This window comes from Photorhabdus heterorhabditis, from assembly GCF_001280945.1.
Classification (GTDB): domain Bacteria; phylum Pseudomonadota; class Gammaproteobacteria; order Enterobacterales; family Enterobacteriaceae; genus Photorhabdus; species Photorhabdus heterorhabditis.
This window is the reverse complement of record NZ_LJCS01000028.1, coordinates 20,904-33,945: the sequence shown is the minus strand read 5'-3', so window position 1 is coordinate 33,945 and position 13,042 is coordinate 20,904. Positions and strand designations below refer to the sequence as shown.

The 13,042-nt window shown below is 43.7% G+C and carries 6 protein-coding genes; 5 read left to right on the top strand and 1 reads right to left on the bottom strand.

Annotation, left to right across the window (positions count from 1 at the left end):
* Positions 1–10 precede the first annotated feature (10 nt).
* Positions 11–1,204, bottom strand: a complete 1,194-nt coding sequence (locus tag AM629_RS11295) for a benzoate/H(+) symporter BenE family transporter (RefSeq protein WP_054478998.1) — start codon at positions 1,202–1,204, stop codon at positions 11–13.
* Positions 1,205–1,810: 606 nt separating this feature from the next.
* On the opposite strand from AM629_RS11295, the gene AM629_RS11290 reads away from it, so the two are divergent.
* The 5 genes from AM629_RS11290 to pglZ are packed head-to-tail and all read left to right on the top strand — an operon-like array spanning position 1,811 to position 12,933.
* Positions 1,811–2,413 (top strand): DUF1819 family protein, encoded by a 603-nt coding sequence (locus AM629_RS11290; RefSeq protein ID WP_054479028.1) that lies wholly within the window; start codon positions 1,811–1,813, stop codon positions 2,411–2,413.
* Positions 2,410–3,012 carry a DUF1788 domain-containing protein gene (locus AM629_RS11285; protein WP_054478996.1) on the top strand — a complete coding sequence of 201 codons (603 nt, stop codon included), beginning with the start codon at positions 2,410–2,412 and terminating at the stop codon, positions 3,010–3,012. Before AM629_RS11290 ends, AM629_RS11285 begins: the two co-directional genes overlap by 4 nt.
* Positions 3,013–3,023: 11 nt before the next feature.
* A complete protein-coding gene (brxC, locus tag AM629_RS11280) occupies positions 3,024–6,665 on the top strand; it encodes a BREX system P-loop protein BrxC (protein ID WP_054478994.1) in 3,642 nt (1,213 codons plus the stop codon).
* A 41-nt stretch (positions 6,666–6,706) separates the two neighbouring features.
* On the top strand, positions 6,707–10,333 hold the full coding sequence (gene pglX / locus AM629_RS11275) for a BREX-1 system adenine-specific DNA-methyltransferase PglX (protein WP_054478992.1): 3,627 nt from the start codon (positions 6,707–6,709) through the stop codon (positions 10,331–10,333).
* The gene (pglZ, locus tag AM629_RS11270) at positions 10,333–12,933 is read left to right on the top strand and encodes a BREX-1 system phosphatase PglZ type A (RefSeq protein ID WP_054478990.1); all 2,601 of its coding nucleotides are present in this window, start codon (positions 10,333–10,335) and stop codon (positions 12,931–12,933) included. The genes pglX and pglZ overlap by 1 nt, the downstream gene beginning before the upstream one ends.
* The last annotated feature ends 109 nt before the right edge of the window (positions 12,934–13,042 follow it).

The following is a 13,042-nucleotide window of genomic DNA, read 5'->3' as shown; positions in this document are numbered from 1 at the left end:
TACTGTTCATCTAATGATCGATTTTGTTTTTCTCAGGTAAAGATAAAAGGAACATGGTTATTACACCACCGATTAACCCCCAGAATGCAGCACCTACGCCAAGTAATGTTACGCCGGAAGCCGTGATTAAAAATGTTATTACCGCTGCGTCTCGTTGTTTTTCATTCTGTAGGGCCTGTAGCAGGCTGCCAGAAATGGTTCCAAGTAACGCTAATCCGGCGATAGTATGAATAAGGGCTATGGGTAGTGCGCTGAATAACATACTGATCGAGCCACCGAACAAGCCCGCTATCAGGTAAAATACCCCGGCAGCAGCAGCGGCCATATAGCGGCGATTGGGGTTAGCATGAATTTCTGGACTCATACAGATAGCCGCTGTAATTGCTGCGATACAAACGGAAAAACCACCAAAAGGGGATAAAATAAGCGCGATTAGCGCTGTCCAGCTTATCAATGATGAAACAGAAACCGGATATCCCGCTGCTTTCAGTGTGGCGATACCGGGTGCATTTTGAGATGCCATGGTAACGATAAAAAATGGGACACCAACACTCAGTAATGAAGAGAGCGTAAAACTGGGTGCAATAAATTCAGGGGCAACAAATGCGACAGCGGATTGCTGTTCAAAATGAATATCTCCCTGCAAAAAGGCGATAATCAGCCCTGATAGCAGTGTTAAGACAATGGCATAGCGGGATAAATATTTGCGCGTCAGAAGATAAGTCAGGCACATTCCGGCGGTCAATACAAAATTGACTGAAAGCGAGGAAAAGGCATCAAGGCCAAAGCGTAATAGAATACCAGCCAGCATTGCGGCGGAAAGCGCTTGTGGAATATAGTTCATCAACCGTGCAAACAGACCGGTAATACCACACAGAAAGATCAGAGCCGAGGCAAAAATAAAGATACCAATGGCCTCGTTGATTGATGTTCCTGGCAGCGTTGTCACTAGCAGCGCGGCGCCCGGTGTTGACCACGCGGTAAGGACGGGTGCCCGGTAATAGAGCGATAGTCCCAGAGAGCTGATACCCATTCCAAGTCCCAGCATACTCAGCCAGCCACCGATCTGCACGGTTGTGGCACCTGCGGCTTCAGCAGCCTGAAAGATAATAGCCGCTGAGCTGGTATATCCAACCAGAACCGCGACAAATCCGGCGATGATTGCCGGAAAAGAGAGGTCCCGCAGGGAAATTGCATGGCGCATAGTTGTCTCCATTGATGATTATTTTGATTAAAAGTATCTGTTTTGTCTGTAATTTAGGAATAATTCCATATTAGTTGAATTCCGCCAACTTGAGTGGTTATTTTTCTCCGTCGATTTCCTCAATTGCTTAATATTTTATTTATAGAGTTCTTTTCTAAAATTTTTTAATTACTAATCGCCTGATTTGTGTTTTTAATATTTGCTAATAATTGCACCGTATGCTAATTAATTGGTTATATGTTCTGTTCGTATTATTTTTATCTTAATATGTCGGTGTATTTTCCTGATAATTTATACCCGTCATCTTTCAAGTTGCTTCTTTGTTGGCTGCACTCACTCACCCCGGTCACAGAGTTATCTATGCTCCCGGGGATTCGCTCCCTTGCCGCCGCGATGCATCTTGAAATCCATAGGGTATAGTTATTGGTAAGGTTGTTTTATTTGGGGGAAATAACAATAAATGAGAAATTTTTTCAATTAGGCAAGATATTGAAGAGTCAGCCTCTTTCATTGGATGGAATCAACTCATTAAGACCTGTACAACCCCCTTCATTTTGCAAAGTACATCAAAAAGCGGCCCATTTCTTAACACTGGTTATAAATGAGATGAAGTACGATAAAACCTGGATTGGTGATCTCCTTGGCGGTTCTTTGAGGAGCCGAGAAAGTCGTTTAATCGCCGAGATAATGTTGCAATTACCGAGCAAGGGGCAATGGCAGCAGCATCTTGTCACTGAAAATATCCTACAGGCATCTTCGGAGAGGACGGCGATTCGCTATGCGCGCACTCTTCGCTTGCGTCTATCTATGTTGGACAGTAAAGGATTGGAGTTGGTGGTACATGGGAGTGAACGCGAACGTCAACAATGCTTAATGGTGGCGTTGATGTTGCAGTCACCTGTGGTCGCTGCTTTTATTTCATTGGTGGTTAATGATGCAAAACGCCAATTCCGTGAATCCTTGCCGGCTAATGTATGGGAAGTTTTTGTTGAGGATCAACGTCGAGTTCATCCTGAGTTGACCCGCTTCTCTGAGTCTTCGTTAAAGAAAATGGGCAATAACGCGATAAAGGCATTAAGTGAAGCCCGTTATCTTGATGCTCCTCATCGTCGCCAGCTGCAAACCGTATTCCTGCTACCTGAAATTCATGATCTGTTGATACGTCTTAAACGCAGCGATTTGATTCCTCTCATGGAGGGAAAACAGTGATTGACAGGGCTTTGGAATACCGACTAGCACAAATTGAATCTCGCATAGAGATGGAGGGAATTCCACGTAATACCCGCCCCGGTAATGAAATCAGTTTTTGGATTTTTGATTACCCGGCTGAAAAAGAGATTCGGGTGCGGGAATACCTGCGATATCTGGTTAAACGGTTGGAGAAGAAACGCACATTTGTTCATCTGAATATCTTCAAGATATTGGTTGATATGTTGGAAGCACGGAATTTATTTGAGCGTGTTTGTGAGCGCGAAAAACAGATGGGTACCGAAGCGATGAAGAAACAGCTTTCAGGTTTACTCAGTCAGAAAAAAATAGCTGAGCACATTGCTAATACCATTTCTTTAAAAGATCAGGATTTGGCGATTATTTCAGGCTTGGGGAATGCATGGCCTTTTGTGCGTGGTCACGAATTGATGAGCGCTCTACAGGATGTCATGGGATTCACGCCTTTATTGATGTTTTATCCGGGAACCTACAGCGGCTATGACTTAACACCTCTCACAGGGATTGATTCCCGTAACTACTATCGTGCATTCCGATTGGTTCCTGAAACTGGCCCTACGGTATTGCTGAATAATCCTTAAAGAGCACCGTGATGAATATTGAACAAATCTTTGCCAAACCGCTAACCCGAAATATTAACGGGGTGGTGAAAGCCGAACAAATTGACAATGAAAGCGCCTACATTGAATTGGATGAATATGTGATTACGCGTGAGCTTGATCGTCATTTTCGTGCTTTTTTTGCTGCTTATTTACCCGCGGTGGGCCCAGAACGGGGTCGTGTTGAGAATAAGATCGGTGTTTGGGTTTCTGGCTTCTTTGGTTCAGGTAAATCACATTTCATCAAAATCTTGTCTTATTTGCTGGCCAACCGGCAGGTTATCCACAATGGTGATAGACGTAGTGCGTTGTCTTTTTTTGAAGACAAGGTAGAAGATCCATTGTTATTAGCTGATATTCGCAAAGCGGTGCAGTATCCGGCTGAAGTGCTTTTATTCAATATTGATTCCCGTGCTAATGCAGACGATCGTGAAGATGCGATCCTTAAAGTCTTTCTAAAAGTGTTTAATGAACGCGTAGGTTACTGTGCAGACTTCCCGCATATCGCGCATTTAGAACGTGAACTCGACCGCCGTGGACAGTATCAAGCGTTTAAAGACGCTTTTGCTGATATCAGTGGCTCATCGTGGGAAACTGAGCGAGATGCTTACGACTTTTTCCGTGATGAAATGGCACAGGCATTAAGTGTAGCGAGCGGGCAAAGTGAGGAATCGTCACGTCAATGGGCGGAACAGTTTGATGCAAATTTTCCTTTAGATATCACCAACTTCTGCAAGTGGGTTGAAGAGTATCTGGATAGCCGAGAAAACGGCAACATCTTGTTTATGGTCGATGAAGTCGGTCAGTTTATTGGCAAAAATACCCAGATGATGCTGAAACTACAGACGATTACTGAGAATCTTGGCACGATCTGTAGTGGCCGAGCGTGGGTTATTGTTACGTCGCAAGCGGATATTGATGCGGCTATTGGTAGTATAGAGCAGCGTGATGGCTTGGATTTCTCTAAGATTCAGGGCCGATTCCCGACGCGTTTACAGCTTTCCAGTTCAAATACCGCTGAAGTTATTCAAAAACGCTTATTAACTAAAACCGAATCAGCGGTTGAAGCATTGCAAACCATTTTTGCCCAGAAGGGTGACATTTTACGTAATCAGCTTGGTTTTGATGCAACGACCAAGGCGACTTTGAAGCCCTATACGCAATCATCTGAATTTGTTGATAACTACCCATTTGTACCTTGGCATTTTCAGCTGGTACAAAAAGTGTTTGAGTCTATTCGTACCAAAGGGGCAACGGGCAAACATTTAGCCATGGGGGAGCGCTCCTTGCTGGCGGCGTTTCAGTCGGCGGCACAACAGGTTCAGTCGGATGATTTAAATACGCTGATCCCTTTCTGGCGTTTCTATGCACCCATTGAGGGTTTTCTGGAACCTACAGTTAAGCGAACTATTGAGCAAGCAGAGGGATTAGGTCTCTATGAACAGGATATCCAACTGCTTAAGACACTATTCTTAATTCGCTATGTTAATCTGCTAAAAAGCACCTTAGATAATCTGGTGACTCTGACAATCGACCGGATTGATACGGATAAAATCACATTACGTCGTCAGCTTGAGGCCAGCCTTCAGCGCCTTGAAAATCAAATGCTGATTGCCCGTAGCGGTGATGAATATTTGTTCTTAACTAACGAAGAAAAAGAGATTGAGAATGAAATTCGTAATGTGGAAGTAGAATACACCACGATCAATCGCCGCCTCTCAAGCCTCATTTTTGATGACTTGCTCAAAAACCGTAAATATCGTTACCCGGTGAATAAGCAGGATTTCCCGATAAGCCGCTTCTGTAATGGACACCCTTTAGACGGCGCCCATCTGGAAGATTTAGTGGTGAAAATATTAACCCCGCTGGATACTTGCTATAACCATTATCGCGATGATATTACCTGTATTCCTTATTCTGCTGAAGGTAACGGTTGTATCTTGATCCGACTGGCTGATGAATTGCTGGTGTGGAAAGATTTGCAAATAACGGTGCAGACAGACAGTTTCCTTAACAAGCAATTTGGGCAGCGACCAGAACAAAATGTGCTGTTGAAGGAAAAGGATCGCGAAAACCAGAGTCGTGAAAAAACATTACGTGTGCGTATTGAACAGCTGCTAGTTGAAGCGACGGTTTATGCTATTGGTGTCCGTTTACCGAAAAAATCTGCCTCACCAACAGCCATGGTGGATGAAGCCTGTAGATATGTCATTGAAAATAGTTTCGCTAAACTTAAATTGCTGCGTCCAACAAGTAGTGATATCAATCGTGAAATTCATACGCTCCTGACGATAGAAGATACTGCACAAATCAATCTTGCTATGTGCTCTGAGGAAGGTAATCCAGAAGCTACGCGGGAAGTCGAAGCCTGGATTAGCATGAGTGTCGATTATCATAAGCCGGTTTACCTGCGGGATGTACTTAATCATTTTGGACGTCGCCCCTTTGGTTGGCCAGAGGACGAGGTCAAATTGTTGGTCGCGCGTTTGGCTCGTTCAGGCAAAATCAATTTTACCTTGCAAAACAATCAAATTAGCTTGAAACAGGCGTGGGATGTGTTCACGAATACGCGTCGGCATAGCGAGTTACGTTTGCTGAAAGTCCGTCAGCATGATGAAGACCAACTGCGCAAGGCGGCACATATCATGAACAATGTTGCGCAGGAGTCTTTCAACGAACGCGAAGAGCAAGGATTGGCAAAGCATATTCGTACCACTTTGGAACGTTGGGAACGTGAGTATGTCGGCTATCAAATCACCATTCAAACAGGGCAGTTCCCCGGAGAAAAAGAGATTCAGGAAGGACTTCAGCTGATTAAATCGCTTTTGTCGCAGAAAGAAGCTTTTTCTCTGGTGGAGAAAGTGATCGATGAATCTAACGCGTTGGCAGACTTTGCTGAAACACGTGATGATCTCAGTGATTTTTATGGCAATCAGCTCCAGTCTTGGCAGCAGTTGGCAACAGTACTCAATGGCAGCTTTAAAGCTAATCGTAGCGCGTTAGAAAAAAACGAAAAGGCTCATCAAGCCTTGACTGAACTAAGCCACATTTACCAAATGGCAAAGCCCTATTCTCAGCTCCGCTGTATTGTTCCGCTCATTGAACAGGTGCAAGAAGTGAATCAGCGTTTGTTAACCGAAGCCCGTGAGTACGGTTTACAGCGTATTGATACCCGCATTGAAGAAGTCAAAAAACAGATGCAACAGAGTCAGGCACCTGATTCATTGTTGAATCAAGCGTTGTATCCAATGCAGCAAAGTCGTGAGCATGTAGTCAATACACAGTCGATACCTGAAATCTATCATGAGCAAAGTGAGGTCCAGTTACAGCAAGGACAGGCTGAACAGCGAATGAACGACTGGATTGATGAGCAGCTAAAAAAACGTCAGATGATAGAGAAATCAGTTAGCCATGATGGGCAGAGCTCGCCAGTGATACCGATATCTGACCCGCCTACCGTACAGACTGTACCCGTTTTGAAAAAGACGCTTGCGATCCACGCTACGCGCGAAATGAAAAAAGCCGTTGGTGGGGACGTGTTAGAAACGACCGAGCAGATGGAAAAGGCGCTTGAGCAACTACGTAAGACATTATTTGATGCCCTCAACGCCGGTGACCGTGTTCGCCTCCAGTGACTTAATCGCGCGGGCGTTTATCACGCCTGCAAGGATTGCCCATGAATACTTCCAATATCAAAAAATACGCTCCTCTGGCACGAATTCAGTTCTGTCATGCCATTACCCAAAAGCTCATCTCGTTAGGGATTAGTGTTGATAAAAACAGTGACTTGCAGATTGCTGATGTGACTGAAATAGGCGATCGGGTTCGTTTTGGTCGCTATGAATACCCTAAAACGGTATTGGTGCGTCGTAATCGATTGGTTGAGCGTGCGCATGTACAGGGTTATACCCAGTTAGTTGAGCATGTCGCCTACACTTGGTTTAATCGCCTGTGCGCTATTCGTTACATGGAGCTACATGGATATCTGGATCATGGCTTCCGTGTGCTATCTCATCCTACAGATCCTATTGGTTTTGAGGTGTTAGCGCATGTTCCAGAGGTCGTTGGAAGCCTGGAGTTAAGCAATCCTCAGCGGCTGGTAGAAATGAAACTGGCGGGCGATCAGGATGAAGCGTTGTATCGCAAGCTGTTGTTAGGGCAGTGTCATTTCCTGCATAAAGCTATGCCGTTCCTGTTTGACTCGCTCAATGATGAAACTGAGCTTTTGCTGCCAGATAATTTGACGCGTACTGACTCGATCCTACGCGGGCTGGTGGACAGTATTCCTGAAGAGGACTGGAAGCAGGTAGAGATTATCGGCTGGTTATATCAGTTTTACATTTCTGAAAGAAAGGAGCAGGTTATCGGTAAAGTTGTGAAGAGCGAAGATATTCCTGCCGCGACTCAGTTGTTTACCCCTAATTGGATCGTGCAGTATCTGGTGCAAAACTCCGTAGGTCGCCAATGGCTACAAACCTATCCTGACTCTCCGCTTAAGGAGTGCATGCCATACTATATTGAACCTGCGGAGCAGATTGCCGAAGTACAGGTGCAATTAGCGACAATGACACCAAATAGCATTGAACCTGAGAGTATTAAAGTACTTGATCCTGCGTGTGGTTCTGGTCACATCTTAATCGAAGCCTACAATGTGCTGAAACGAATATATGAGGAGCGTGGATATCGCAGCCGTGAAATTCCGCAGTTAATTCTGGAAAATAATATTTTTGGTCTGGATATCGATGATCGTGCTGTTCAGCTTTCAGGCTTTGTGTTGTTAATGATGGCGCGTCAAGACGATCGCCGCATCTTTACCCGTGATATTCGCCTGAATGTATTGTCGTTGCAGGAAAGCTCCCAGCTAAATATTCCAGCTTTGTGGCAGGGGATTAACTTGCATCAACAAAGCTGTCCCGGTAGTACTTTTGATATGTTTGCTCAGAGCAATATCAGCACTAATAGCCAAAGTGCTGATGAATACCAATTGCTGGAAAGGACGTTAGCGTTATTTACGCAGGCAAAAACCTTTGGTTCATTGATTCAGGTTCCGCAGCAGGATGAGGAAGCGTTGAAAGCGTTATTACGACAGCTCATTGAATTGGAAGCGAGTGGTGATACTCATCAGAAAGAAGCGGCGCATATCCTGATTCCTTTTATCCATCAGGCATGGTTGCTGGCGCAGCGCTATGATGTGGTGGTAGCGAATCCGCCGTATATGGGTAAGAAGGGAATGAACGGTGATCTAAGAGAATTTGCTAGGAAACAGTTCCCTGACAGTAAGTCAGATTTGTTTGCAATGTTTATGCAGCATGCATTTAGTTTATTGAAGGTGAATGGTTTTAATGCTCAAGTGAATATGCAGTCGTGGATGTTTCTATCTAGCTACGAGACACTACGTGAGTGGCTGCTGGATACTAAGATTTTTGTCACTATGGCACATCTAGGCTCTCGTGCATTTGGGCAGATTTCGGGAGAGGTGGTTCAGACTACGGCTTGGATAATGAGTAAATATCATATTGATGGTTATCTGCCGGTATTTTTCCGTTTGATTGAAGGAGGTGAGGAAGAGAAAAAAAGTCTTTTAATAGAAAAGAAAAACCGTTTTGATAAAGTTAAACAGGATAGTTTCAGACAAATCCCAGGAATACCGATTGCGTATTGGATCTCTACGGGATTAATGAATCTTTTTAAAAATAACTTACCTATGGAACACTATGCGGATATAAGTACAGGGCTAAGTACAGGAAATAATGATCGATTTCTTAAGATGTGGACAGAGATTAATCATTTAAATAGAGATTGGGTCCCTTGTCAAAAAGGTGGATCGTATAGGAAGTGGTATGGTAATAATGAATTTGTTATTGATTGGGGAAATAATGGTGAAAAATTAAAAAAATTCGAAGGGTCTACTTTAAGAAATGTCCATAATTATTTTCGGGAAGGGATTTCATGGACTAGAGTGTCTAGTGCAAGTACAGCTTTTAGGTATTTTGCAGATGGTTTTATTTTTGACTCGACTGGCCCGAGCTTTTTTCCAAAAGAAAACGATAAGAGAACACTGTACTTCTTTGCTGGGTTATTAAATTCAAAGCTCGCAATAGTATTATTAGAATTTATTGCACCTACATTGGATTTTCTAAGCGGACATATTGCTAAACTGCCTTGTCTTCAAGGAAATTGGGTTGATGTTATTGCTGAAAATTCATCTAAATTAATTAAAATTGCTAAAGAGGATTGGGATAACTATGAGATTTCCTGGGATTTTAAACAAAATCCCATGGTGGGAAATAGTGAAAGGATGCTGCTATCAGCATATAAAAAAATGAGAACTAACTTTGCAAATAATATAGAGATAATGAAAGGTCTTGAGTTTGAAAATAACTCTGTCATTGTGAAAAATAATTCATTAGAGCAAGATATCTGCGTTGATATCTCTTTAAATGAAATAACATTAACATGTAATCCACATTATCGTTACGGTAACGAATCAACAGAGCAAGAACTGGAAAATCGTTTCCAATCCGACACCTTAGCCGAGCTTATCAGCTATATCATCGGCTGCATGATGGGTCGCTATTCCCTCGATCGAGAAGGTTTAGTTTACGCTGGTGCTGGTAGCCAAGGTTTTGCTGAATTAGTCACACAAGGCGCCTATAAAACTTTCCCGGCAGATAACGATGGTATTCTGCCACTGATGGCTTCCGACTGGTTTGATGGTGATGTCACTGTACGGGTGCGTGAGTTTGTCCGTAAAGTTTGGGGCGAGGAGCATCTACAAGAAAACCTCGATTTTATCGCTAAAAGCCTGTGTTTGTACGTTCTCAAAGAGAAACGCGGTGAATCTTCACTGGATACCATCCGTCGTTATCTTTCTATCCAGTTCTGGAAAGATCACCTCAAAACTTACAAAAAACGCCCGATTTATTGGTTATTCAGCTCCGGTAAAGAGAAGGCATTTGAATGTTTGGTATACCTGCATCGATATAATGATTCCACGCTGGCGCGTATGCGTACTGAATACGTTGTGCCGTTGTTGGTGCGCTATCAAAGTAATATTGATCTCCTGCAAGACCAGCGTAAGAGCGCATCATCTGCTGCTGAAACCAATCTTTTGAAGAAAAGGCAGGAAGGTCTTACCAGAAAATTTAATGAGCTGCGCAGTTTTGACGATCGTCTGCGCCACTATGCTGATATGAGAATGACACTTGATCTGGATGATGGCGTTAAGATTAATTATGGCAAGTTTGGTGACTTGCTGGCGGATGTGAAAGTGATCACCGGTAATCCACCGGAGGTAGCGTAATGCAACACGTAGATTTAGTTCGCAGGCTCATGGACCACTTTACCCATCACCGTATCGTGTTTTGGTACGACCCAAAGCAACATTTTAGTGAAGTACTGCCTAAGCTTGAGCTGGACGGTATCTCTGTGCTGAATATGCGAGGTGCCTCACTACTGGCAACTAAAAAACGGATCGAACTTGATCAACCAGAACAAAAGTTCTTACTGTATTTTGCTTATGAGCGTCCCGCGCGTGAATTAGATTGGTTGCTGGACATTCGTCTCTACAGCAGTGAGTTCCATGCTGATCATGCAGCAATGATCCTTAGTGATTTGAAGATCACTCAATCAGGACTACGCGAATATATTCAACGTCGTCAGGATTTCTTCTCAGTGAATACTCGTACTCAGACGTTAAAAAGCTGGATCACGGAAGACGAATCTGAAGACTCGTTGGATAAAAAAATGCTAGCGGTAGTCGTCGGGGCTAAGTCATTCGAAACGAAAGAAATTCTCTTTAGCCTGTTGCAGCAATATGCCCGCCAACATAAAGATGCAGAAGATAGTGCGCTTGAAAACACGTTAGCGGTGATGGGGCATTTGAAATTAGCTCCGGTACTTTGGTGGTTGCTGGAACAAGAAATGAGCTACCAGAGTGAAAAGCCATTGCTGGATGATTTTATCCTTAAATTGTTTTGTACCGATCTTTGGTTACAAGGTGACAAAGCGCATCGAGATTGGCTCAGTAATAAGGTATTGCCCACGGCAGCGGGCAAGGCTTCGGCTTTGGCGTTTATGGTTGGCTGGCGCGCTGATCGCCGTTTTAGTGAAGATTATGATTTTGTTGCGGATCAGCTAGCCGGAAAATTTGAACTGATGGCGCATTATCGTCACAGCTCACCCTATGCTCTGCAAGAGTGTGAAACCTTTGAAGCTATCGAACAATGTATTATTAAGGCGTTGGTTACACAGTTGCTGGAAGAGAACACCACATTGGATCGCGTGATGTTTAAAAATTTGCTGTCACAGCGTCTGGCAGCCCATTGGTGTCAGACTCGGCCAGAATATCATGCGATTTATCAAGCTCTGCGACATGCGGAACGTTTGCTGAATTTACGTAATCTCCATATTGATGGTTTTAAATATCCTGATTCTTCATCTCTGTGGAAAGCTTATACCACGGAGATTTATCGCTTTGATCAAGCCTATCGCCTCTTTAATGAGCAAGCAATGTTAGTTCATAGCAAAGGGGCGGATATTCTGCGAGACCTTGACGAACATATTGAGGCACTTTATACCAATTGGTATTTGGCTGAGTTGAGTCGTGAATGGAACCAACTACTGGATAGTGAGCAAAGAATCCATAGCTGGGAATTCAGCGGGATACTATTACAGCGGAACTTCTATCGCGACGTTGTGAAGCGTGAGTTGAGTACCTCTCAGGTCAAACGCGTGTTTGTGATCATCTCTGATGCTCTACGTTATGAAGTCGCTCAAGAATTGGCTAGTTTGATTAATCGCGAAAAACGTTTTAGCACCGAGTTACGTTCTCAAACAAGTGTGCTGCCAAGTTATACTCAATTAGGCATGGCGGCACTATTACCACACAAGGCGCTGAGTTATTTGCCCGATAACTCAGGTGTTGTTTATGCCGATGGGCAGTCTACACAGGGCATTGCTAATCGTGATGTAATTTTACGCAAAGTTAACGGCATGGCGGTCAGTGCTAACGAATTGTTTAATTGGAATAATAGTGAAGGCCGCGACAAAGTACGTCATGCAGAAATAGTTTATATCTGGCATGACACCATTGACGCGATTGGTGATAAAGGGGCGACAGAAGAAAAAACCTTTGAAGCTTGCCGAAAAGCGATCATTGAGTTGAAAGATTTAGTTGCTCGGATAATTAATCGTTTGAATGCTACCCGTGTTTATATTACCGCCGATCATGGTTTCTTATTCCAGCAACAACCACTATCTGAAACAGATAAAACTAAACTTCAGATCAAGCCTGAAAGCACTATAGAGGCAAAAAAGCGCTTTATCATCGGCCATCAGCTGCCAGATGATGCGTTTTGCTGGCATGGTAGATTGTCTGATACGGCAGGCAGTAGTGATGACAGCGAATTCTTGTTGCCTAAAGGTATACAGCGTTTTCATTTTACTGGTGGAGCACGTTTTGTTCATGGCGGAACAATGCTGCAAGAGGTTTGTGTACCCATATTACAGGTGAAAACCTGGCAAAAAGCGCAAGTGGAAAGGCGACAACAGCGACTAGTGGGTGTTGTGGCGAAAAGCCAAAATATTAAATTAGTCAGTAATATTGACAAGGTAAGTTTTATTCAGACTGAGCCGGTTAACGAACAATATCGTGCACGCCAGCTCACTATCTATATTGTTGATTCAGAAAACCACGTCGTCTCAGCCAAAGAGACGGTGAATTTTGATAGTGATAATCATGGTATGGATCAGCGTGTGCGAGATGTTACGTTGAAACTGACGGGTAAGCGGTTTGACCGCCGACATAGCTATACGTTAATTCTGGAAGATAGCGAAACCCAGACGCCTTTTAGCCGTTATGCGGTGACTATTGATCTTGCCATTCAGGATGATTTTTTTTAACAAAACTGTGGAGCTTTCTCTTATAGATTCTTTGGTTTTGTATTCCAACGACATCGTAAAACCCTTTGGCCTTTTCGCCTTATTTCCGCGTCAATATTGGTCGGAGGCT